This window comes from Allobosea sp. 10L422, assembly GCF_056395345.1.
Map to the genome: position 1 here is coordinate 1 of NZ_JBFTJI010000019.1, position 22257 is coordinate 22257.

At 64.4% G+C, this 22257-nt stretch carries 19 protein-coding genes and 3 pseudogenes; 12 read left to right on the forward strand and 10 right to left on the reverse strand.

Going from position 1 to position 22257, the window contains the following annotated elements; genetic code table 11:
• Positions 1 to 36 precede the first annotated feature (36 nt).
• A complete protein-coding gene (locus AC1DEZ_RS25660; RefSeq protein ID WP_476781095.1) occupies positions 37 to 270 on the forward strand; it encodes a hypothetical protein in 234 nt (77 codons plus the stop codon).
• Here the strand turns inward: AC1DEZ_RS25660 and AC1DEZ_RS25665 are convergent.
• Together AC1DEZ_RS25665 and AC1DEZ_RS25670 are read right to left on the reverse strand one after the other, a co-directional pair.
• Positions 237 to 1217 (reverse strand): annotated as a pseudogene (locus tag AC1DEZ_RS25665) (Ldh family oxidoreductase); the annotation flags it as partial. The gene AC1DEZ_RS25660 and the pseudogene AC1DEZ_RS25665 sit on opposite strands and share 34 nt — an antisense overlap.
• Before the next feature lie 53 nt (positions 1218 to 1270).
• Positions 1271 to 1840, reverse strand: a pseudogene (locus tag AC1DEZ_RS25670) (SDR family oxidoreductase); the annotation flags it as partial.
• A 27-nt stretch (positions 1841 to 1867) separates the two neighbouring features.
• Here AC1DEZ_RS25670 and AC1DEZ_RS25675 point away from each other — a divergent pair.
• The 6 genes from AC1DEZ_RS25675 to AC1DEZ_RS25700 all read left to right on the forward strand — a co-directional run bounded on the left by AC1DEZ_RS25675 (position 1868) and on the right by AC1DEZ_RS25700 (position 6253).
• Positions 1868 to 2275, forward strand: a complete 408-nt coding sequence (locus tag AC1DEZ_RS25675; RefSeq protein WP_476781096.1) for a MaoC family dehydratase — start codon at positions 1868 to 1870, stop codon at positions 2273 to 2275.
• 165 nt (positions 2276 to 2440) lie between these two features.
• Complete coding sequence (locus AC1DEZ_RS25680; RefSeq protein WP_476781056.1) at positions 2441 to 3172, forward strand: FadR/GntR family transcriptional regulator; 732 nt, start codon at positions 2441 to 2443, stop codon at positions 3170 to 3172.
• Between the two features lie 453 nt (positions 3173 to 3625).
• Positions 3626 to 4072: an IS66-like element accessory protein TnpA gene (tnpA, locus tag AC1DEZ_RS25685; RefSeq protein ID WP_441510455.1), complete on the forward strand. Its 447-nt coding sequence runs from the start codon at positions 3626 to 3628 to the stop codon at positions 4070 to 4072.
• The gene (gene tnpB, locus AC1DEZ_RS25690; protein ID WP_476781057.1) at positions 4069 to 4425 is read left to right on the forward strand and encodes an IS66 family insertion sequence element accessory protein TnpB; all 357 of its coding nucleotides are present in this window, start codon (positions 4069 to 4071) and stop codon (positions 4423 to 4425) included. Before tnpA ends, tnpB begins: the two co-directional genes overlap by 4 nt.
• A 42-nt stretch (positions 4426 to 4467) precedes the next feature.
• On the forward strand, positions 4468 to 6000 hold the full coding sequence (gene tnpC, locus AC1DEZ_RS25695) for an IS66 family transposase (protein ID WP_476781058.1): 1533 nt from the start codon (positions 4468 to 4470) through the stop codon (positions 5998 to 6000).
• Between the two features lie 94 nt (positions 6001 to 6094).
• On the forward strand, positions 6095 to 6253 hold the full coding sequence (locus AC1DEZ_RS25700; RefSeq protein WP_476781100.1) for a hypothetical protein: 159 nt from the start codon (positions 6095 to 6097) through the stop codon (positions 6251 to 6253).
• Here AC1DEZ_RS25700 and AC1DEZ_RS25705 read toward each other — a convergent pair.
• On the reverse strand, positions 6250 to 10851 hold the full coding sequence (locus AC1DEZ_RS25705; protein WP_476781059.1) for a beta strand repeat-containing protein: 4602 nt from the start codon (positions 10849 to 10851) through the stop codon (positions 6250 to 6252). The genes AC1DEZ_RS25700 and AC1DEZ_RS25705 overlap by 4 nt on opposite strands.
• Before the next feature lie 566 nt (positions 10852 to 11417).
• Here AC1DEZ_RS25705 and AC1DEZ_RS25710 point away from each other — a divergent pair.
• The 4 genes and pseudogenes from AC1DEZ_RS25710 to AC1DEZ_RS25725 all read left to right on the forward strand — a co-directional run bounded on the left by AC1DEZ_RS25710 (position 11418) and on the right by AC1DEZ_RS25725 (position 13657).
• Positions 11418 to 11888, forward strand: coding sequence for a hypothetical protein (locus AC1DEZ_RS25710; RefSeq protein ID WP_476781060.1), 471 nt, complete (start codon positions 11418 to 11420; stop codon positions 11886 to 11888).
• 264 nt (positions 11889 to 12152) lie between these two features.
• A pseudogene (locus AC1DEZ_RS25715) lies at positions 12153 to 12403 on the forward strand (IS21 family transposase); the annotation flags it as partial.
• A gap of 8 nt (positions 12404 to 12411) precedes the next feature.
• Entirely contained in the window at positions 12412 to 12846 is a 435-nt protein-coding gene (locus AC1DEZ_RS25720; protein ID WP_476781061.1) for a VOC family protein, read from the forward strand.
• A gap of 664 nt (positions 12847 to 13510) precedes the next feature.
• Positions 13511 to 13657 (forward strand): hypothetical protein, encoded by a 147-nt coding sequence (locus tag AC1DEZ_RS25725; protein WP_441470796.1) that lies wholly within the window; start codon positions 13511 to 13513, stop codon positions 13655 to 13657.
• 317 nt (positions 13658 to 13974) lie between these two features.
• Here the strand turns inward: AC1DEZ_RS25725 and AC1DEZ_RS25730 are convergent, their stop codons facing one another.
• Both AC1DEZ_RS25730 and AC1DEZ_RS25735 read right to left on the reverse strand, forming a co-directional pair.
• On the reverse strand, positions 13975 to 14349 hold the full coding sequence (locus tag AC1DEZ_RS25730; protein ID WP_476781062.1) for a DUF5615 family PIN-like protein: 375 nt from the start codon (positions 14347 to 14349) through the stop codon (positions 13975 to 13977).
• Positions 14346 to 14927: a DUF433 domain-containing protein gene (locus AC1DEZ_RS25735; RefSeq protein WP_476781063.1), complete on the reverse strand. Its 582-nt coding sequence runs from the start codon at positions 14925 to 14927 to the stop codon at positions 14346 to 14348. The genes AC1DEZ_RS25730 and AC1DEZ_RS25735 overlap by 4 nt, the downstream gene beginning before the upstream one ends.
• A 167-nt stretch (positions 14928 to 15094) precedes the next feature.
• On the opposite strand from AC1DEZ_RS25735, the gene AC1DEZ_RS25740 reads away from it, so the two are divergent.
• A complete protein-coding gene (locus tag AC1DEZ_RS25740) occupies positions 15095 to 15307 on the forward strand; it encodes an alpha/beta hydrolase family protein (RefSeq protein ID WP_441470793.1) in 213 nt (70 codons plus the stop codon).
• Between the two features lie 467 nt (positions 15308 to 15774).
• On the opposite strand, the gene AC1DEZ_RS25745 is transcribed toward AC1DEZ_RS25740, so the two are convergent.
• From AC1DEZ_RS25745 to AC1DEZ_RS25765, 5 genes are all read right to left on the reverse strand, one after another.
• Positions 15775 to 17562 (reverse strand): ABC transporter permease subunit, encoded by a 1788-nt coding sequence (locus tag AC1DEZ_RS25745; RefSeq protein WP_476781064.1) that lies wholly within the window; start codon positions 17560 to 17562, stop codon positions 15775 to 15777.
• A 15-nt stretch (positions 17563 to 17577) separates the two neighbouring features.
• Positions 17578 to 18600, reverse strand: a complete 1023-nt coding sequence (locus AC1DEZ_RS25750) for an ABC transporter substrate-binding protein (RefSeq protein WP_476781065.1) — start codon at positions 18598 to 18600, stop codon at positions 17578 to 17580.
• A 26-nt stretch (positions 18601 to 18626) separates the two neighbouring features.
• Positions 18627 to 19715 carry an ABC transporter ATP-binding protein gene (locus tag AC1DEZ_RS25755; RefSeq protein ID WP_476781066.1) on the reverse strand — a complete coding sequence of 363 codons (1089 nt, stop codon included), beginning with the start codon at positions 19713 to 19715 and terminating at the stop codon, positions 18627 to 18629.
• Positions 19715 to 20920 (reverse strand): M24 family metallopeptidase, encoded by a 1206-nt coding sequence (locus AC1DEZ_RS25760; RefSeq protein ID WP_476781067.1) that lies wholly within the window; start codon positions 20918 to 20920, stop codon positions 19715 to 19717. Before AC1DEZ_RS25760 ends, AC1DEZ_RS25755 begins: the two co-directional genes overlap by 1 nt.
• Positions 20921 to 21105: 185 nt before the next feature.
• Positions 21106 to 22101 (reverse strand): LacI family DNA-binding transcriptional regulator, encoded by a 996-nt coding sequence (locus AC1DEZ_RS25765; protein WP_476781068.1) that lies wholly within the window; start codon positions 22099 to 22101, stop codon positions 21106 to 21108.
• Between the last annotated feature and the right edge of the window lie 156 nt (positions 22102 to 22257).

Consider the following 22257-nt stretch of genomic DNA (forward strand, 5'->3'; position numbering starts at 1 on the left):
GAACAACTGCTGCAGCTCGATCCATCCGCGAGGATCGTGGGCGAGGAAGCCTGTGATCGTGACCCGGCCTTGGCTAACGCTCTAGATGAGGGCACCGTCTGGTTGATCGATCCGCTAGACGGCACCGGAAACTTCGTCTCCGGCCGCGCGAGCCCTAACCGCCCCGCGCTCTCGGCAAGTCCCGCGACAATTCCTGCCGAGAGCTGGACGCCATCGCTTCGCTGCCGATCCCGCCGTGCGAGCGCCCGAGAACCGGGCAAATCCACATGATCGAAGCCGGATCGCGGCGCCGATGCGCGGCAAAGGCCGACGAGCGCTTCGACCTGTCGATCAAAGTCATCAGCTCCGCCGAAGGCGGACGGGTTGATCACGAGGATCAGCACCGCCGCGCTCCAGCCGTCGCCGCCCTCGGCCCGCCCGCGCCCGCCGAGGCAGCCGGTCAGCAGCTCGACGATCAGGCCGATCGAAAAGCCCTTGTGCCCAGCCTCCAGCCCGCCGAGCGGCAGGATCGAGCCCGGAGGATCGGCAGCGATGACGTTTGGATCGGTGGTCGGCCGCCCCTGCGCATCCATCAGGAACGGATGCGGCAGCGCCTCGCCGCGCTGGCGGAAGGCTGCGACACCGCCATTGGTCATCAGCGCCGTGGACATGTCGATCAGGATGGGCGCATCCGGCGCCGGCGCCCCGAAGGCGATCGGGTTCGAGGTCAGAACCGGCGTTACCCCGCCGAAGGGCGCGACGCTGCTATGGCCGGGATCGGTCAGCGTCAGCAGCATCATGCAGCCAGCATCGATCGCCGGCTGGAGATAAGCGCCGAGGCAGGCGGTGTGATGGCTGCGCTGGATCGCGACCGCTCCGAGACCGAAGCGCTTCGCCCGTCCGATCGCTGCGGCGGTGGCGCGGCGCGCCAGCCAGGGACCGGGCAACTTGCGCCCGTCCCAGGTCAGGCATGCCCCGAAATCGTTGAGAACTTTCGGCTCGCCCTCGACCAACAGGCCGCCTGTTTCGATCTCGCGCAGATAGAGCGGCAGCAGGGCGAGGCCATGGGTCGACTTGCCGAGCAGGTCGCCCTCGACGAGCACGTCGGCTACGTCGATGGCCTTGTCGGCCGGCATGCCCGCACGCTCCAACAGACTGCGCGCGAGGGCGAGCAGGTCCTCGGCGCGGTAGCGACCGCCGATCTGGCCGGCCGGCTTCTGCGATGAAGCCTCACTCATGCGTTATCCTCCTGTTCCCGCCCGCTTGTTCTTCTGTTTCAGGCGTGTGCCGGTCAGATCGTCCAGCCACCGTCGATGATGTGAGCCTGCCCGGTCGTGTAGGTGGCGCCGGCGAGATAGACGACGAGGTCGGCGATCTCCCGCGGCGTTCCGATGCGCCCGATCGGCTGGCGGGCGACGAAGGCGGCGCGTGCTTTCTCGTAGTCGCCCTGGGCGCTCAATCGCTGCTGCAAGGACGGGCTCTCGACCGTGCCCGGGCAGATCGCGTTGCAGCGGATGCCCTCGGCGACATAGTCGGCAGCGATCGACTTGGTCAGCCCGATCACGGCCGCCTTGGTCACGCCATAGGCGAAGCGGTTCGGTACGCCTTTCACGCTGGAAGCGACCGAGGCCATGTTGACGATCGAGCCAGCCTTGCGTTCCAGCATGCCGGGCAGCGCGGCCTTGATCGTGCGGACCATCGCCTTGACGTTGAGGTCGTAGGCGAAGTCCAGGTCGGCTTCGCTCGCTTCCAGCACAGTCCCGTTCTGGACGACGCCGGCGCAGTTGAAGAGCACGTCGACCCGGCCGATATCGGCGAAGAAGGCGGCGACGGCGGGCCCGTCCAGAACGTCCAGCCGCCGGCGCTTTAACTGCGGCCCGAAGCGCCTATCGTCTTCACGCCGGATTCAGTACGCGCCTTCGCGACGCTGACAAACGATACCAACCCCCTCCACCATGACGCCGATCTCGCCTCCGCGACCCGTTTCGGTGGACTGATTGCCAGCGGCACACAGACGACGGGCCTGCTGCTCGGCAGCCTCGCCAACCACATTTTCCCCGAGAACGCCTCTCTTGGGCTGGGCTGCTCCTTCCGATTGCGAAAGGCGGTGCCGGCGGACGCTGCGCTGGTCGCGCGCTGGACGGTTCGCAGCATCGTGCCAAAGCCGTCCCTCCAAGGCATTATCGTGGAGCTGGACGGCAGTCTCGTCGATCAGAAGGGCACGGTCTTCGTCGAAGCCAGCGCCACGATCGCCGTGATGCCGCGTGAAGCCCTCCAGCGATCTCGGCCGACATGAGCGATCAATACTTCGCTTGGCGGGGGAAATTTCGCTCCAACCTCCTGACGCTTCCCGGTGGATATCTAGCCGGAGGCGCAGGACATGCTATGGCAAAGACCACGACAGTGCTGCCGGATCTCTGCCCACCGATCTCACTGAAGCCCGCCCAGTGATGGTAATGCCGTGACGAAACAGACCTTCAAGAAGCTCGAAACCGCTCCTGTCTACCGGCTCGTCTATGACGCGATCGAACAGCAGATCGTTCGCGGTGAACTCAAGCCTGGCGTGCTGCTGCCGACGGAGACACACCTCGCAGAGCAGTTCGGCGTCAACCGCTCGACCGTGCGCGAAGGCATTCGAATGCTGGAGGAGAGCGGTCTCGTCCAGCGCAAGTCGGGCAAGCGCCTGCAGGTGACCCTGCCTCATCTCAACGCCACCGCCGCCCGCACCAGCCGGCTCCTGCGGCTGCACGAGGTGACCTTTCGCGAGTTGTGGGAGGCGTCGATCGCCATCGAGCCGGTGGTCGCGCGCTATGCCGCCGAGCGGATCACAGCCACTGAACTGGCTCAACTCCAGCAGAACATTGCAGAAATGGAGAAGGTGATAAACGACCATGTCGAGGTCGTCAGGCTCGACATCGAGTTCCACGACCTCATTGCCCAGGCGGCCCGCAACCGTGCCCTCGGCCTTGCTCGCGAGCCGATCAGTCAGCTCTTCATGCCGGCAGGCAAGGCGATTTTGCCGCGCCTCAAGACGCAGAAGCGGATTCTCGATGCGCATCACGCCCTGCTTAAGGCGCTGAAAGAGCGTGATGCTGACGAAGCTTCCGCATGGATGCTTCGTCATATCGCCGATTTCAAGCGTGGGTTTGAACAGACGGGCCTCGATCTGGACAAGCCGCTGGAGAGCTTCTGATACCGGTTCAATACCTGGCCCGCCCAATCTCTGCTGGTCGCCGAATGGAGCTGACTACGCGCGCCCTGTTGAAGGTCGACATTTCGCCAGCCGCTTGTGCCAGCTTTCTCCACGACGCTGGTCATCCAATTTGAAGACCCGCAAGCAGACCTTCCGAACGTCGGCAGCAACCGACAGGAGGGCAAAGCCAGTTTCCCGGCGACGGCCGGAACCGCCTAGACCTGACTGAAGTCAGAGGCCCGCCGTTTCCCAAGCGGCGGGCTAATTATTTCGCCCGCATCAGACCCCGATCGATGGTAGCGGGTATTCACCGCCGCCCTTATCTTAAGCGCGATCGAGATCGCGTTCATCACGAGTCCGTATCCCTCCAGCTCCATCGTAAGCGGCGTCCCGGCCCCACCTTTCGGGATGGGGCATGAACGTTGATGTTCCGAGCCTGGAGGGCTTGGACATATGACGATTTCAGAGCTTACGCTTAAATCGAGCGTCGAGATCGACGAGCCGGTTCGGCGGTTTGAGGTCTTCACGGGCGCGGGGCGCCGGCGGGATTGGTCTGCCGAGGACAAGGCGCGGATCGTGGCGGAGAGCTTCGAGCCTGGCGCGAGGGTGAGCGCCGTCGCGCGCCGCCATGCCTTGTCGCCGCAGCAATTGTTCACCTGGCGTCGCGAACTACGCAAGGCCGCGGATACGGTGCCCGCGTTCGTGCCGGCGGTGGTCGCGTCGGAATCTGCCGTCGCACCGGAGCGGTCGGCGCCAACGTCACGCTCGAAGCGGCGCACTCGGCAGCGCCGCGCGGCAGCCATAGAGATCGACGTCGCCGGTGTCAGGGTGACGATCGAGAACGGGGCGTCGCCGGCCACGATCGCGGCGGTGCTCGGCGCGTTGAAGGCCGGATCGTGATCGGCCCGACCGGCGCGGTCCGCGTCATGGTGGCGACGAAGCCGGTTGACTTCCGCAAGGGCGCCGAGGGCCTGGCCGCGCTGGTTCGCGAGACGATGGGCGCCGACCCGTTCTCCGGCACGGTCTACGTGTTCCGCGCCAAGCGCCCGGACCGGGTGAAGCTGGTGTTCTGGGACGGCACCGGCGTGGTGCTGGTCTCGAAGCGTCTGGAGGATGGCGAGTTCCGCTGGCCCAAGATCGAGGGCGGAGCCCTGCGGCTGACGGCGGCCCAGCTTCAGGCCCTGTTCGAAGGATTGGACTGGCGCCGGGTCCATGAACCGCAGCGGGCGGCGGCACCGGTCACGGCGAGCTGAAAGCGCTCGCAAGCATCTGACGAATATGATTGAATCGGCGTCATGGCCGCGCTCCCGCCAGAGCTTCCCCGTGACCCCGAGACGCTTCAGGCGATGCTGATCGCGCGGGAAGCGGAGATCGAGCGCCTGCGCCAGATCATCAAGGAGTTGCAGCGGCACCGCTTCGGCCGCCGGGCCGAGACCTTGCCGGAGGATCAGCTTCTGCTGGGACTGGAAGAGGCCGAGCAGGTCGAAGCCGCTGCGTTCGCGGCGTCCGAGGAGACAGCGCCGGCCGAGAAGGCCACCCGGGCTCGCCAGCGCCGCGCGAACCGCGGCGCGCTGCCGCCGCATCTGCCGCGGATCGAGATGATAGTCGACATCGAGAGCGACACTTGTCCTTGCTGTTCCGGCAAGCTCCATCGCATCGGCGAGGATGTAGCCGAGCGCCTCGACATCGTGCCGGCCCAGTTCCGTGTGCTCGTGCTGCGCCGCCCGAAATATGCCTGCCGGTCCTGCGAGGACGTCGTGGTGCAGGCTCCGGCCCCGGCCCGGTTGATCGAGGGCGGGATCCCGACCGAGGCGACGGTCGCCCAGGTGCTGGTCTCGAAATACGCCGATCATCTGCCGCTGTATCGTCAGGCTCAGATCTATGCGCGCCAGGGCGTCGTGCTCGATCGCTCGACGCTGGCCGATTGGGTCGGGCGCGCCGCCTTTCTGTTGCGGCCCGTGCATGAACGGATGCTGGCGGCGCTGAAGAGCTCGCCCAAGCTGTTCGCGGACGAGACCACGGCGCCTGTGCTCGATCCCGGCCGGGGCCGGACGAAGACGGGCCAGCTCTGGGCTTATGCCCGCGACGACCGGCTCTGGGGCGGCGCCGATCCACCCGGCGTCGTCTATGTCTATGCTCCCGACCGCAAGGCGGAACGGCCGATCGCTCATCTCGCCGGCTTCCGCGGCATCCTCCAGGTCGACGGCTACGGCGGCTACAAGGTGTTGGCCGAACGCGGCGAGGTTCGCCTGGCCCTGTGCTGGTCGCATGTGCGGCGACGCTTCTACGAGCTCGCTCAGTCCGGCCCCGCTCCGATCGCCAGCGAAGCCCTCCAGCGCATCGCCGAGCTCTATCGCATCGAAGCCGCGATCCGTGGCCATGATGCCGATGCACGTCGGGTCGCGCGCCAGGAAAAGAGCAGGCCGATCCTCGAGGCCATGGAGCCATGGCTGCGCGAGAAGCTCAGCCTGATCAGCCAGAAGACGAAGCTCGCCGAGGCGATCCGCTATGCGCTCTCGCGTTGGCAGGGCTTGAGCCTCTTCCTCGATGACGGTCGCGTCGAAATCGACTCCAACACCGTCGAGCGCTCGATCCGGCCGTTGGCCCTGACCAGAAAGAATGCCCTCTTCGCCGGCTCCGACGGCGGTGCGGAGCATTGGGCCGTCATCGCCTCGCTCGTCGAAACCGCAAAGCTCAACCGCGTCGAGCCGCACGCCTATCTCGCCGACGTCATCGCCAGGATCGTCAGCGGCCATCCCAACAGCCGCATCGATGAACTGCTGCCATGGGCCTATCCGGCTCAGGCCGTTCTCAGGGACGTGGCCTGAGGACGACGCTTACGCTCCATCTGCCGGCGCGCGACGTCAAGACTGGCGATGAGCCGCTGGTTGGGACTGGTCGAAAGCACCGGCAGAACAGGTCGTGAAGGACATCCGCCGAGCGACGCGGCGGCAGTTTTCAGCCGAAGAGAAAATCCGCATCGTGCTGGAAGGCGTGCGCGGCGAAGCGATCATCTGGAAAACATCGCGCGGCCGCGTCTCGGCCGCTCGATCGGCGCTGGCGCCGTCGCGGGTTTCTTAGAAATTCACCCTGAGCTGCGCAGTGCCGCCGACACGTTGCGTGTTCCCGGACAGCTCCGAGTCGACGCGCATGCCGAGGCTGACGGTTTGGCTAAGCTTGATATCGGCTCCTGCCGCGAGCAGCGCCGCATTGCGGTCGGGCCTGGCACCGCTCACAGCGAAGCTCGCGCCGGGCAGGCCGTTGAGCGCGGCGGTGAGGTCGACGTCGCGCTGGTAGTAATGCGCCCATGCGGCGCGGACGAAGCCGGTGACGGGCGATGCGCCCGCGATCAGGTTGGCGTCGAGCTGCAGGCCGAGCTCGCTGCGGCTGGTGATGCCGGTGCGCCGCGGCAGCGTCAGCATGCCGACGGTCGCGCCCATCGCGTCGCGCTCGACCGCAGCCGGGCTGTTCGCCCGCACCGCCTGGAAGGCGGCGAGCGGGGAGAGCGTCAGGCCACCCCAGCCTGCCACTGGTAGGCTCGCCTCGATTCGACCGGACCAGGCCTGCGTCGCATAGGAGGCGGCCACGCCGGTGCGGCCCAGCGCCGGGATGGCGCGGCTGGTGTCGGTGTCGAGCCGGGCATAGCCGAGCGCGCCGGCGAGGTTGACCGAGCCAAGCGTGGTGCGGCCATAGAGACCAGCCTGGAAGACATCGGCCTCCGCCTTGCCGAGCCCGCCCGAGAGCGAGTCTCGCGCCTGGCCACCCGCGACTGCGGCGCCGATGACGGTGCTGGAGCCCAACCGGATGTCGGCGCCGAACGCGACATGCGCATCGGAGAGGTTTCGGTTGGCCGAACCCACGACGCGGTCGCCGTCGGTTCGTCCGGTCGAGCCGAAAGTCGCGCCCCAGAGTGCGAAGCGCGCCGGATCGAAGGTCGGGCGTCCCGACCCATCCTGCCTCGATGGCAGGTCGGCTGTGAAGCCGGCCACGCCGGCAGGGCCGCCGGGCGCTCCTGAGAGCCGGCCGCTACCCGAGCCGTCCAGCATCGTGCGCAGGAATTGGTCTGAAGCGACATGCGCCATCGCGGGCGCCGCCGTATGGACCTCGCCCGAGAGCGAGTTCACAGCCGCTGGGATCGCCGCCGCCGGCAGGTTGTAGATCCCAAATAGGGCGGACGGGTCGACGCGATTGGCCACCGCACTGTCGATGGCCGAAGCGACCGAGGCGGCGTTGCGCGGCGCTGTGACGCCGAGCGTCGGTGTCACGATTGGCGCCAGCGGCTTCGGTGTCAACGTCAGCAGCACGTCGTTGACGGTGTAGCTCACCGCAGTGGTGACACCGTCGCCGAAGGAGCCGGTCGTGTCGACCGGGCCGAAGCGCGTGCCGCCGAGCCCGCCCGCTGCCGACAGCAGCGTGTAGGGGGCGGAGAAGCTGTAGGCGCCGCCGAGCGGCACGATCCGCAGCGTACCCGCCAGCGAGGCCGTGCCGGTGACGTTGACCCGGTCCGCGACAGTGCCTTGCACCTCGGCGATATAGGTCGATGCGACGCCCATCACGAGGCTGCCGTTGACGGTCAGCGTCCCCGGTGAATTGCCCGGCGAAAGCGTGCCGCCGATCGTGGTCGCGCCGACCGAGCCGGAGCCAGCCAGCGTCGCACCCGCATGTACGATCACCGGCGTCGCGACCGAGCCGTCGACGACGAGCCTGCCACCAAACACCTGGGTCACGCTCGTGTAGGTGTTCGTTCCGTTCAGCGTCAGCGTGCCGGTACCGGTCTTGAGCAGCGAGCCCGCGCCCGAGATCGTGCCGGAGAAGGTCGTGCTGCTGTTGTTAACTCCGGCATTCAGCGTCGTGCCGCCCAGGAGCACGTCGCCCGAGCCGGACAGCGAGCCGACCGTCTGGGCGATGCCGTTGAGATCGAAGACCGCCCCGGCCGAAATCTGAACCGCCGTCTGGTTCGGCAGGACGCCCAACCCGCCCATCCGTAGCGTGCCTTGCTGGATCCAGGTGGCGCCTGAGTAGGTGTTGATCCCCGACAGCGTCAGGACCCCGGCGCCCGTCTTGGAGAGCGTGCCCCCGCCGCTGATGACGCCGGCCAGGCCAAAATCCAACGAACCGGTATCGACGAAGGCGGTGCCGCTCGACAACGCCACAGCGTTGGCCAGCGTGAGAGAAGGGGCGTTGGCACGAAGCGTCGTCCCACTCGCCATCTGCAGCGTGCCTGTGCCGAGCGCGCTCGCCGATCCGACGGCGAGGGTGCCTGCGTTGAGCAGCGTGCCGCCGGAATAGCTATTGGCGCCGGACAGCGCCAGCGTGCCGGCGCCGACCTTGGTCAGGCTGGTCCCGACGCCATCGATGATGGCCGAGCCGATTGAAGCGGCGACGCCGGCTGCCGTGTTGATAATGCCGCCCCCGGCGACGCCGAGGCCGAGAGCGCCTCCGGTCAGCAGAAAGCCGTCGCTGGTGAACTGCAGCGTGTCGAAGTTTTGCGTGCCGGACACCGTCACCGCGCCGGCTATGCCCTGGAACACGCCGACAGAGCTCAGCCACGGGGCATTGAAGCCCGCCTCGCCCGGCGCCACCGCCCAGTTGGTGTTGCCGCCATTCCAGGTGCCCGGGCCGCCATCGACGGCACCGTTCCCGGTCTGGTCAGCGCCGTCCCAGAACTGCAGGATCTGGCCGGCCCCGAGCACGGCAAGATTGACCTGCGGCGGCAGGCCGGCAGGCATGCTGTAGACCGTCCCGGTCGCGCCTGCGACGCTGGGCGCGGACAGTGCAAGCGACGAGAAGCTGCCGCTGATCGTGCCGCCGCCGGTGACGTCGAACAGGCGATAATAGCCGGCCGAAGCGACATTGGCCGTGAGCGTGCCGCCGAGCGTCAGGTTTCCGGTCGCCCCGCTGCCGTTGATGATGATGTGGTCGTTGGTCGCGCCGCCCGCGACTCCAGGGGTGCCGAGTTCGAACACGGTGTTCGAGCCGGCATTGATCGCCAGCGATCCTACCGTGAGCGTGCCCGGGCTGTTACCGGCCGACAGCGTTCCGCCGGAGGCGACCGTCACCGCTCCCGCGATCGAACCCGAGCCGGCAAGTGTCGTGCCGCTGCCGACGCTCACGCTGGACGAAGCCAGCGAGCCGTTCACGATCAGCGTGCCGCCGTTGATGGTGGTTGCGCCAGTATAGGTGTTGGCGCCCGTGAGCGTCCAGGTGCCTGTGTTTATCTTCGTCAGCCCGCCTGTCCCCGTGGCGATCACCCCGGATACAGTCCCTGTCCCGGGGCCGGCTAGGGTCAGATTTTGGCCAGAGCCGGTAATGCCGCCGGTGACGGTCAAGGTACTTGGAAAGGTCAAAAGGCCGGCGTTGATCTGGCTGTCCGCGGCGAGAGTGATGTCTCCGCCATAGGTGCTCGTGCCGCCGCCCGCTTGCAGGGCGCCGAAACCACCTGTGCCGCTGCCCGAGAGCGTGAGCGCCTCCCCGACAATGTTGACGCTGCCGCCGAGTATAAGGGACGCGCCCGATGCCACCACCGTTCCGTTCGCTGTCGAGCCGAGACCGAGACTGTTTGTCACAAACAGGGGGCCCGAATTTACGATGGTGAGGCCGGAATAGGTATTGGCGCCTGCCAGGGTCCATTGGCTGCCGGACTTCGTGATTGAGCCGGAGCCCGTGGCAATCACCCCACTGATGGTGCCGCCGTTGTTGCTGGAGCCGCCAAGCGTCAGATCCGTGTTGGATCCAGTGATGCCGCCCGAAAGATACAGCGAGCTCGTGTTATTAACATTGATACTACTGGCTGCCGCCAGAGTGATCGCGCCCTGGAAGGTGTTCACGCCGGAATTCAAACTGGTGAGAGCGCCGCCCCCTGACACGCCAGTCCCCGAAAGCGTCAGAGCTTCGGCGCCGACGTTGATACCGCCCGTCAAGGCGAGCGTCGCACCCGAGGCGACCGTCGTGCCGCTGGAAACCGCACCGAGGCCACTGGCGTTGGAGACCGTGAGGGTGCCGGCCGAAACCGTCGTCAAACCCGAATAGATGTTCGCTCCGGACAGGGTCAGGCCGCCGGTACCGACCTTGGTGAGGGCGACCATATCCTGAATTGTACCAGCATAGGTGGTGCTTGAATTCAGTCCGCCAACCGACAGAGTTTGTCCCGCCCCAAGGGCTCTTATGATGCCGGTGCCTTCGATCGAACCGATCGACAGCGTATCACCGGCGCCCATAATTAAATTCAGTAATCCGCCCTGGCCGATAAATCGCGAGCCCGCCGCCGAACTCCCGGCACCGAATTGCATCACGCCGGAGGCTGGTCCCGCAATAAGCGCCATCGGGCCGGTAACCGTGCCAGAGATAATGAACCCGCCCGCCGCTCCAGCAAACAGTGTCTGCTCGAAGGTCGAATTATTGGTGATGTTGGTGATAGCCAGAGCCGAGCTGGGGGCAGTCGACAACGTGTAGGCGAGCGCGTTGTTGTTGTATTCGAGCAGCGTGAGCGAACCGCCGGACGCGGTGACATTTCGCTCCGCCGTGGGGCTGTTCGTGAAGGTCGCCGTTGTCGGCACCGCTCCGCCAGCCCAGTTCGAACCGAGGTTGAAATCCCCGGTGGCGCCCAGCCAGTCCGCCGCATGCGCCTTGCCGGGGGCCATCACAGCCGTGGCAGCGACGGCGAGGGCCAGACCGCTCACCAGCGTTTTGTCCACCAGCGCACCCCGCAAACGCGATAGCGTATTGGCGGCGACGGCACGGCTCCTCGAAGGCATCATTTATGCAACAGCCCCGCGGCGATGACGCCGGTTGCGGGCACGGATTGGGCGGTGAAGGATGTCGTCTCGCGCAGGGCGCGGCGTCGGCAGGAGATCATAGGCTCTCACGGTAGGCATAGTCCGTCGCCATTAGCCTGCGACGCAGTTTGCGCAGTTTAGCGATTTTAGATCGTGATGCACCTGCTTTCCGATATTGCGGCATTGTCGCGGCACGATCGGCAGCTGCGTCTTCCGCTCACTTGTCACAGCCCAGGCCGCATAGGCCGTAGGCGCAGACGGCGTTCCGTTGGCGGTAGACCCAGGCGCTGAAGGCGAAGGTTCTGACCCTTTTGAGCATGGGGCAGGGTTGCGGCTCGCCGAACCGCGAATGTTATTTTGCGCTGGATCAAACACCTTGGCTGGTTCTCGTGATTTGATCGTGACTTCGAATGGGAGCCCTGACGGTTCGCTTACACGCGGGTCCGATCAGCTTGCCGACGGAGGGACCCATGAGGGCAACTGCCTTGAGTGCAGCACTCATTCTCGTCTCAACGGCGATGGCATTGAGTGACGATGTTCCTTTCGCTGCACTGCCACCGAAAGGAGAGCAAGAAATCTCGAATCTGGTCAGTCTGGGCGACATCATGAGCGTAACTCAGTTGCGTCATATCAAGCTCTGGTATGCGGGCAACTCCAAGAACTGGGATCTAGTTAACTATCAACTTGATCGCATTAGCGAGAGTCTGAGACGAGCCGCAGTTCTGTACGTCAATATTCCGGTCGACGAGGTCAACGCTGCAGCTGAGCATGTGACCGCCCTGCGCCAGGCCGCCGCTGCCAAGGATAGAGGCAAATTCGTGCGCGCTTATTCCGCGCTGACAATGGCCTGCAATAGCTGCCATTCGCACGGCGGGGTCGGCTTCATCAAAATCCAGACCCCCACCTCATCGCCGTTTTCTGATGAGAATTATGGTAAGTGAGGTCGATCCGGGTTGGACTGGGTGCTGCAAGCAGCGGTTATCTGAGTTCCTCAGCGCGCCGGGTCGGACTGCGTTTTTGACCGTGAGCCGGGCGTGTTTGTCAGTAGGCGTTAAGTTCTCCCTGACGGTTGGCGCCGAAGATTCCCTGCCTAGCGTCCTTGCCTGAAGCAGCCGGGTCCACCCGCTGCTTCAGGCGTTCCACCCGTCGCCGATGATGCCCGCCAAGGGGGCGGCGGCGGTGGTCCGGCTTAGGTTGGAGAACGGATGATGATCCCGGATCTTCACCGACAAAGGCCGTCCGCGACGGCGATCACGCGTCGCACGGGGCGTTATCGCAAGGCGATCCGCAAAAATATCGAGCGGGGCCTGGAGCTGCCGGCCTATGGGCCGCGCCAGGTTGGCCGGCCGAATAAGATCACGCGCTACTCGATTATGTGCGTAAGCGAGTTGTGGCCTTTCCTGAACTGACGGCGACGCGCCGGACGCGGGAGTTGCGCGAGCACGGCATAGAAGGAATCCAACCATGACCAAGGCGTCCAACTGGCTGGTCGATCACACGGGCATCGGCGTATCGGACATCGCCCGCTCCGCGCACTTCTACGAGATGGCCCTGAAGCCTCTCGGAGCGCATGTCGTCTCCTGCATCTCGCGCACCATGAAGCCCGCGGATCGAAACGACGTGGATCTCGCTGGTGTCGCGTTCGGCATCGACTACCCGGTGTTCTGGATCGATACGTTCCATCCGAGCGGGGTGCGACAGCATACGGCATTCCGGGCGAGCAGCTGCGAGCAGGTGGACGCCTTCCATCGCGCGGCCGTGGCCGCCGGAGGCACCGACAACGGAGTACCAGGCATCCGCTCGGGCGGATATCCTCCAGGGTACTATGCCGCTTTCGTCCATGACCCCGATGGGAACAACATCGAGGCCGTCTTCCGAGGCGATATGCGCTCAGATTGAGGAAAATGAGGGATTCCCGGCTGCCTTTTCGGCGCGAGAGGTCGTTGAGCTTCACCAGTTCGAGGACTTCGATCCGATTCCCGAACGGATCGTCGACATAGGGTCGTTTGATGCCCCCGGAAACGTTCTGGGCCTCAGAGAGGTCGACAAGCCCGAAGAACAGCGCTCACGTGGCGGAATGTGGTTTGAGAGCGGAAGCATCCAGCCTGATCTCGGCGAGGAGACGCCGTTTGCCCTGCAAAGCAAGCCCGGACGTTCAGAACGTGCAATGGGTCCGCTTCAATCCCGCGGCCTCGAATTTGGCTCTGTATGGATCTGCCGTAGAATTCCCGTGCGTCCCGTTCACAGCCTGCGGGCATCGCCAGTTGAATGTGGTGCAATAGCGAGGCGAGACGTGTGCGTGCCTATCCATATCGTCGCCCATCAGCTGCATGGTCTCTCGGCCGAGTTGGCCAGCGTTGGATCACGCGATGCCAGCTTCCCGCTTCCCCACGGACGTGGCGACGAATTCCATCATGGATCGCCGACGGCAGATCGGCGTGCAATGCCAAAGGGGAGGAATCTCGTCGATCCTTACGGGCATATCGATGAGATTAGGGTCAAGACGCGGGATTTCAGGTAAGATTGGGATTCTTCGATCGTCGTGAGACCTAACGGGGTCGTCATGGAAATTGCCGATGCTCAAGACTTCGAGCTAGCTTGGGATAAGGTCCAGGATCTCACGGGCGCGATCGAAGACAGCCCGGAAGAGAAGGAATTGGTGGAGCTCATCAACGCCATGGAAGAGTATGAGCGGGAGCACGCTTTCTGAGCCGGATGCTCAAGCTCCAGCCCCGAAACCAAGGCGATTATGCAGGCCAGGTAGGGGCGAGTTGGCGAATTATCCACTGGCGACCGAAAGCGTCGCCCTCGTCGAAAATGGACCACGTTGAGCAGTTCACGGACATCTGTCCCAGGCCGGGTTTCGGTGGCAGCTGCTGGCCGCCTTCAATCTGGGTGTCTGGCATCATGCAACTCCCTGGGCGCCCCAAATGCCGAAAGTCACGTTCCCTTCCTTTGCCGTGACAAGTGCAACCCTGCCCCGGGCCTCAAACCCGAGGTCGCAGATTATCGCGCGCGGGAAGCTCGTCAGGGCAGCGGAGAAAGCGTTAAGCTTCCATCCTTTCCGATTTCCAGAACGTGATTGACGATCACGTCCGATGGCTCGCCTAGCGAAGCTAGATGGGCAATTCCTTCAACCAAGAAGCGGAACGACTGATCGCGGTTGACGCTTGGTAGGATAACCAATCCGGGATGTAGATCCTGGCGCGCGACCAGCTTGCGAAAGTCGACCGCATTCTCCGTTACAATCGCTCTATCTTCGTCCAGGCAACGCGCGAGCACGACATGGTCCGGCTCGCCCAGTCGGCCCATGTCGCGCGGATGGATTGCATTATGTGCACCGTCTTCATTGAGCCGGCGAGCTAGCTGCGGCGACAAGCACTCGTCGATGAATAGCCTCACGCGGCTCTCGCCCACGGACGGCCACCTGGTCTGCCGATGATAGGATGCGTGCGGGCATAGAGCGCGGCGGTTTCTACCGCTTCCCGCGTCAGATCCGGGTTATCTTCGAGTACGTCGTCAACACTGTCTCCGCCCTCAAGACGTCCGAGCACCGAGTAAACGGTGACCCGTGTCCCACGCAGAACGGGCGTTCCGCCCATGATGTCGGGGTTGATTTCGACGAAATCCTCCCGCGCCTTACCGTAGCGCTCGGCTCGCTCGGCTAGGTCAGAGCCGACCAATGCAGACACATCGACGGTGACGGCAGGGGCGATCTCCAGCGGCTCCGTTGTCATTCGCGCCGACGAACGATTACCCAGTGCGCGCGCGAGATAGCGCTTGGTCTCGAGTGAGAGCGTCAATGGCAACCGCGCGACGATCGCTGCATATGGTACGGCATGAAGCGGCAGCATTCGACGCCGGCCGCGGGCACCAGCACGGATACCGGCAAGCACTTTTTCCTCAATGGCCTTGTCCACGGCGCGGATCGGAACATTGGCCAGTTCGGCCACTTCGCGAGCAGAAAACTCGTTGGGCATGATAATTACTCCCTTGGAAGGGAATATATAGCCAGGGAACCCCCTTAACAAGTCAGAACGCCGATGGCCTAGGTGGTCGTCACGTCACGGATCCTCATGATCGTCTGCCGGTTGACATCGAAGCGCTTGGCCAACGGAGCGATCTTCTGGCCGTCCTCCAGCACAGCTTGAATTTCCGCTCGCTGCGAGAAGGTTATGCGACGCTCGTCGGCCTGACCCGCAATCCCGACACCTATGCCTGCGGAATCGATATCGTCGGTCCCTCCAACCTCGAAACGCTACTGCGCACCGTGCCGCCCTATTGGGAAGCCATTCGCGTCCGATACCATCAGGCGATCGGTGACCTCGACACGGAGGAGGGGACTACGGCTCGCTCATGAGCGCTCGCCGCTCTTCCAGGCCGACAGGATCTCCAAGCCGCTGCTCATCGGGCACCGCGCCAACGACCCACGGGTGAAGCAGGCTGAATCCGATCAAATGGTCGCGGCGCCAAGGCGAAGGGCATCCCCGTCGGCTATCTTCTCTACCCTGATGAAGGCCATGGCTTCCTGCGGCCCGAGAACAAGACCGCCTTCTACGCCGTGGCCGAGGCTTTCCTCGCACATCATCTCGGCGGCCGATCCGAGCCGATTCATCCAGGGGAACTGGAGAGCAGCTCGATGCAGATCAAGCAGGGCCTGGAGGGCTGTCCCTGCCTACGTGAAAGTTGCGCCAATTGCTGACGTTAGCACATCGCCAACAAGCGGACATTGCCAACGCGAGTGTTGCTTCGCCTAACGCCCATCGAATTTCGAGCGCCAAAGCCGTAATTCTGGTCAGATTGCCGCACCTAACTTTCTCAACATAGTTAGATCGATGCCTTGGTTGATCTCATCACGCGAGCGCCCCGCTGACGGCCGAAGACTGCCGCGATACCGGCAAGGATAACGAGGCATGTCACGCACAAAAGCATTGCGGACACTGCGGCTGCTTCAGGGCTCGTGTTGAATCGGATGCCCTCCCACAGCTTTCTCGGCAACGTCTTCACGGACAGGTTACTGAGGAAAATGGATGCCACCGACTCATCGAAGGACAGCAGCATCGCTAGAAGCGCGCCGACGGCCAGTCCGGGCAGCAGCAATGGGAAGACGACGGTTCTGAAAATCCGCCATGGATTGGCCCCGAGGGTCGCGGCGGCGAACGACAGCCACGGGTCGATCGAACTGAACGTCGCTGCGGCGACGAGATAGACGACCGGAAAAATCAGAACCGTATGGGCGATGATGATCCCTGCCTCGGTATCGACGAGCCCAACGCGCGCGAATGTCAGATAGGCGCCAAGCGCGAAGACGACCGACGGCACAGTGAGCGGCGACTGCACCAAGGCCTCTGCGGCAGCTTGGGACCTGAAATTGCGACCGAGGCCAAGAACCGTGAGGGTTGCCAGCATGACGCTCAGGACACAGGTGGTTGCGCCGATGCGAAGGCTGGTCCACCCGGCCGCGACCCATTCGGGGCTGCCGAGAATCTTCTCGAACCAACGCAGCGAATAGCCGGGAGGCGGAAAGATCAGAACATCCGCTGAGCTAAATGAGACCGGGAAGAGGACGATCAGGGGAAGGAGAATGAAGATCGATATGACACCGAGATAGATCGGTTCGGCGAACGATGAGCCGACATGGAATGCGGCCGGGAGGCGAAGGCGCGACTTCGGCAAAATCACCGGGCGGCGAAGCAGGGAGGTGTCGGCCTGCTTTGCGTGTTGCGCGGCCGACATTGCCGGCAACTGACCCGGGTTCTGCCAGCGCGAGAACAATCGCGCGACCATCGATAGTCCGAAGACGATAATCGTCGCCGTTACCGCGAGGGTGATGCCGAGCGCTGCTGCGAGAGGCCAGTCGGCTCCGGTCTCGATCTCGGCCTGGATCACCTGTGCCAGCATTTGTTGCCGTTGGTTGCCCAGCAAGGCTGGCGCGATGAAGCTCGCCATCGTGAACAGAAACACGATGATGACGCCGGACTGGATCCCACGGATCGCAAGTGGGACCACGATTCCCAACCAAGCGCGCAGCGGCGTCGATCCAAGCGTGTGAGCTGCCAGGAGGACGCGTCCGTCGATGCGCCGCAGGACCGTGACGAGCGCGAAAACCATCATCGGAATAGACGAGTGCACGAGGGCGAGGACGACCGCCGGCTCGCGGAACAGCAGCGGAAGAGGCTCGTCGATCAAGCCGAGGTTCAACAGCATCGCGTTGACGAGGCCGCGCTGCCCGAGAATGGCCAGCCAGGCGAACGTTCTCACGAGCACGCTGGTCAGGAACGGCACCAGCACCAGCAGGCCGAGGAGCAGAAGCTTCACGCCGGTGGCGCGGCTGAGGATCCAGGCCAGCGGGAAGGCCACGACGAGAGTGATCGCTGTGGCCTCCAGCCCGATGCGCACTGTCGTCCAGATCACCGTCGGGTACACAGGACTGCCGAAGATCCGGACGAACCGCCCGGCGGCATCGCCGCCGAACGCTTCCGGGACGATCGCCAGCAACGGCAAGGCGAAGGCGAGCAGAAGCAGGATCGTCACGGGCGCTAGCAACAGTAGCCGGCCCCAGTTTACGTCCCACATTGCGAACCCACTGCTACGCGCCATCGTCGCGTTCTCCATTCTTCGTTCTGCGCGTCAGTGCATGATGTACGTGTTCCACCGAGCCGCTACGGACTCGAGGTTCTCGTTCCACCATTTCGAGTTGAGAACGCCGCCGAGCTTCTCGTTTTCGGGATTACCCGGCAGGCCCTTGGCCACGGCCGGATCGACGAGCTTGAGCGCCTCGACATTGGTTGGGCCGTAGAAGATGTGGCGAGGGAGTTCGGCCTGGGCCTGCGGCTGGGCGGCGAAGTTGATGAACTTCATCGCCTCGGCCTTGTTGGGCGCGCCCTTCACCACGGCCCAGTACTCGACGATGGTAACCGACGCATCGTAGCCGTAGGCCCAGCCGGCGCCGGCCTTGATGGCGTTGTCGATGCGGCCACCGGGACCGAAGGCGAGATCGACCTCACCCTGCTGGATCAGTGCCTGGAGATCAGACGGCGGCTTGAAGCCGACGATCTGGTCCTTGATCCGGTCAATGACCTTCAGGCCCCGATCGACATCCAGCGGATAGAGATCCGCGGGCTTCACGCCGTCCGCCAACAAAGCGAATTCGAGGTTGTAGTAGGGCAGCGCGAGCATAACGCGGCGCGCTTTCACCTTCGGATCGAAGAACTGGGCCGCCGTCAGACCGTTCGGGAACTTGGCCTTGTTCCAGGCCATGTTCTGCGCGAACTTCATGTAGCCAACGCCGTGTGTCTTGCGCAGCTCGGCTGGAATGCCGTTGGCTTTGACGACCGAGTAGTCGATCGGCTCGAGCAGGTCGTCCTTGACCTCGTTCTCATAGGCGGCCGCGTCGGCGGAGATCACGTCCCAGGTGACGTTGCGGCTCGCGACCATCGCCTTGACCTTGGCATGGCCGGTCCCGGTCGTGTCGGTGACCTTGGCGCTCGTCGCCTTGGCGTAGGGTTCGAAGAAAGCTTTCTTCTGGGCATCCTGAAAAGAGCCGCCATAGGACGAGATCACGACCTTACCGGTATCGGCGGCGGCCGCGCCAATGAAGATCGCGCCGATCGCCGCGATCGACAGGCCCATATATCGCTTGAGATTTTTCATGTTTTTCCCCTCTCCGTGAATCCGTTTCAGGTGTTGCCTTCAGCCGGAAGAACAGCGACGGCGCTAGGCGCCCATCGCGCAATGACGTCTTTGCCGGGTTCGAGCTGGCCGGCGGCCTCGTCGCCGCGCACGACGATGGCGAGGAGGGACTGCCCGTCGGGCAGAGAGAGCGTCACACGCCAGCCGGCGCCGAGATAGGTGACGTCCCGGATCTTGGCCGGAATTCCGAAGGCGCCTTCAGCGGCGGCGCCCGTCACGGAATGAACGGCGACGTTTTCCGGTCGCACGACGATGTCGAACGGCGTCGCCGTCACCGACGGTAGGGCCTGACGGGCGCCGGCGATCTCGTAGCCACGGCCATTGTCGATGGCCGTGACCTTCAGGATCGAGCACTCACCCAAGAAGCGCGCGACGAAGTGGTTGGAGGGCGCTGCATATATGGTTTCCGGGTCGGCCACCTGGAGGAGGCGCCCGCCCGCCATGATCCCGATCCTGTCGGCCATCGCCATGGCTTCCGACTGGTCGTGCGTCACGTAGATGACGGTGATGCCGAGCTCGCCCTGGATGCGCTTCAGCTCCAGCTGCATCTGGTCGCGCAGCCGTCGATCGAGTGCGCCGAGTGGCTCGTCCATCAGCAGTAGGCTGGGACCGAAGACCAGCGCGCGGGCGAGCGCGACACGCTGCTGCTGACCGCCCGACAGTTGGGACGGGTATGAGGCGCCCCGATCGGTCAGGTTGACGAGGCCCAGCGCGGCATTCACCCGCGCCTCGCGTTCGGCACGGCCGACTCCGCGCATCTTCAGCGGATAGGCGACGTTGTCGGCAGCCGTCATATGCGGGAAGAGCGCGTAGTTCTGAAAGACCACGCCGATCTGACGCCGATGCGGCGGCACCTCGGAAACGGACGTGCCTGACATCAGGACGCGGCCTTCGGTGGGCTTGTCGAAGCCCGCGAGGAGCATCAGCAGCGTCGTCTTGCCGGAGCCGCTCGACCCGAGCAACGCGAAGAACTCACCCGAAGCGATGTTGAGGCTAACCTCGCTGACCGCAGCGACGGGCCCGTAACGTTTCGTGACGCCCTGAAAGGAAACGGCGGCGTGCGACGCGTCCGTCATCAGATGCCCCTGCCGAGCTCGTAGGGCGTGAGCACTTCATGGCCGGCTTCGGTCACGAGGACCGTGTCGCCGAAGCGCGCACCGCCGACGCCGTCCACATAGATGCCCGGCTCGACGGTTATGACCATGCCGGGCTCGAGCACGGTTCGGGAGCCGGCCTTGATCTCGTGGCCGTCCCAGCTGGAATAACCGATCGAGCGACCGGTGCGATGTAGGACGGGGTTTTCCCAGCCGCCACGGTCGATCACGGCCATGGCCGCGGCGTGGACCGCATCGGCCGTCGCGCCGGGGCGCGTGGCGGCCAGCGCCGCCTCCTGCGATTCACGCGCCAGATCGAGGATCTTGCGCATCTGCGCGGACGGTCTCGTCGAGCCGACCTGTACCGGGCGGTCATAGCCGATCAGATGTCCGAAGAACCCTGTGCTACAGCGGCAGATCTGCACGACATCGCCTTCGCGCATCCGGCGACCGGCGCCGGCGGCGTGGCAGCGCGCCGTGCGCTCGGCCCCGCTGCCCGTCATGTGCAGGCCCAGCGCCAGCGGCGACTGTTCCTCGTTTCCATTCCAAAGCTCGGCAGCCCGCCGGGTGCCGGCCACGAAAGACGCGAGGGAGACCTCCCATTCGGCAATGCCGGGCGCGACGGCATCGACGCTCGCCTTGAACTGGTGGCCGATGACGTCGCAGCTCAGTCGAATTACGTCGAGCGCCGCAGCGTCCTTGATCGCCAGCAGTTCACGCAGCAGCGGGGCCGCATCCCTGACACGCTCCTGGCCGAGCGCCAGCCGGACGAGTTCGATGTTCGAACCATTCGTGCCGTTGAAGTCGATGCCGATCACACGGGCATCCGGAGCGCTCTCTGCGAGGTAGCGTGCGAGCGCGTCCTGATGCGTCATCGGAGCCGGGACGGGCTCCTCCCATTCGACCCATCTGGCGACCACCGGCGTGCCGCAGCGCGCCCGGATCTCCTTCACCTCGCTGCCGGGGGAGACGAAGCCAGGGTTCCCGCTTTGCGGAACGATCAGCCAGATCGGCCGGGTTACCGGCAGGCCATGCAGACCGGTGAGAAATCTTAGGATGTCGACCCCTGCCAGCGCGAGAACGTCGAACCCGTGCCGCTTCATTTCGGCCTGGGTGCGCCCGAGACGATTGCGATAGTCCGTATCGGACGGAATAGGGGGGCGGGCTGCAGTCGAGTTCGCGATCATGATTTTTTCCCGGCGTTATCCAATCGTTTGGATATCTAATCCAATCGTTTGGATTGTCAATTGCCAATCGATTGGATCGGCGCAGTTGCGGGGTGACTCGGCGATGTCGTCCGGCATTCGCCGGCTCAGAATCATAAAGTGGGTGACGTTACGGTCGCGAGGCCGCGACCTGCAGGCCGACCGGGTCAGCGGGCCTGCGCGACGCTATCGCGCAGCACCAATCGATGATCGAGCACGATCTTGTTGGAGGGCGGTGCGCCCCTGTAAACTTGGCGAAAGAGCGCTTCGGCACCCTTCCGGCCCATCTCGAAGCGTGGGACCGCCACAGTCGAGAGTGGGGGAGACATCAGTCCGGCCAGTTTCAGATCGTCGATTCCGAAGAATGACATGTCGCCGGGAATGCTCCGACCGGCTTGTCGCGCGGCGGCCATGGCGGCGATCGCGAGTTCGTCGGTGGCGCAGAAGACGGCGGTAGCGCGCAAGCCGTCGTCGAGCATGGATTTCATGATCGCGAAGCCCGATTCGGCGTCGTCCTTGAAGGAATCGGTCGAGCGCAGGTTCACAAACTCGCCGAGCCCGTTCTCGCGCATGAAATCGACATAGGCCGCGCTCCGCTCGCGATAGGTCTCGGAACTGGTCGGTCCTCCGATATGGACGATCCGCCTGTGCCCCATGGAATGGAGCTTGACCATCACCTCCTTGGCGGCGACGTAGTTGTCGATCGTGATACAGGTCACGCCGTCCTGCGGCACCGGACGCGATATCGCCACCACCTTGTCGCTGAGGCCCTGCATGCCGAGAATCGTCTTCGGCAGCGTCCCGGTGACCGTGATGATGCCGTCGACCACGCCGGTTATCAGCTGGTTGCCGAGCTTCTCCTCGCGCTTCGGCTGGCGCAGCGTAACGCCGAGCAGCACGTTGATGTCGCGCTCCGCCAGGGTCTCGACAATGCCCTGGACGACGTCGGAATAGAACGGAGCGCCGATGTCCGAAACGATGACGAGCACCTGGTTCGCGCGGCCGTCGCGCAACGCGCGGCCTCGCTCGTTGACCACATAACCGGTGTCGCGCACGATCCGAGCGATGAGCTCGCGCGTCTCCTTGGCGACGCGCGAGCTTCCCGCCAGAGCGCGACTGACCGTTGAGATGTCGACGCCCGCTATGCGCGCTATCTCGGCCATTTTGGGCCGCCGTCGATCAGCCGGCCCTTCCATGTCTTCGTCGATCTGCGAGATGAGCGCGGTCCCTTGTTTCGATGCCTCGCGCGGCCGGCTTGCCGCTGTCGCCCGACGCGTCGCGCTGCTGCTACGCGCAAGCTGCCGGATTTTCAAATTCCT

Bases quoted from the DNA above. Each gene is read 5' to 3' on its own strand.
- tnpA (WP_441510455.1), top strand. From the start codon at position 3,626: ATGACGATTTCAGAGCTTACGCTTAAATCGAGCGTCGAGATCGACGAG.
- tnpC (WP_476781058.1), top strand. From the start codon at position 4,468: ATGGCCGCGCTCCCGCCAGAGCTTCCCCGTGACCCCGAGACGCTTCAG.
- AC1DEZ_RS25710 (WP_476781060.1), top strand. From the start codon at position 11,418: ATGAGGGCAACTGCCTTGAGTGCAGCACTCATTCTCGTCTCAACGGCG.
- AC1DEZ_RS25720 (WP_476781061.1), top strand. From the start codon at position 12,412: ATGACCAAGGCGTCCAACTGGCTGGTCGATCACACGGGCATCGGCGTA.
- AC1DEZ_RS25725 (WP_441470796.1), top strand. From the start codon at position 13,511: ATGGAAATTGCCGATGCTCAAGACTTCGAGCTAGCTTGGGATAAGGTC.
- AC1DEZ_RS25735 (WP_476781063.1), bottom strand. From the start codon at position 14,927: ATGCCCAACGAGTTTTCTGCTCGCGAAGTGGCCGAACTGGCCAATGTT.
- AC1DEZ_RS25745 (WP_476781064.1), bottom strand. From the start codon at position 17,562: ATGGAGAACGCGACGATGGCGCGTAGCAGTGGGTTCGCAATGTGGGAC.
- AC1DEZ_RS25750 (WP_476781065.1), bottom strand. From the start codon at position 18,600: ATGAAAAATCTCAAGCGATATATGGGCCTGTCGATCGCGGCGATCGGC.
- AC1DEZ_RS25755 (WP_476781066.1), bottom strand. From the start codon at position 19,715: ATGACGGACGCGTCGCACGCCGCCGTTTCCTTTCAGGGCGTCACGAAA.
- AC1DEZ_RS25760 (WP_476781067.1), bottom strand. From the start codon at position 20,920: ATGATCGCGAACTCGACTGCAGCCCGCCCCCCTATTCCGTCCGATACG.
- AC1DEZ_RS25765 (WP_476781068.1), bottom strand. From the start codon at position 22,101: ATGGCCGAGATAGCGCGCATAGCGGGCGTCGACATCTCAACGGTCAGT.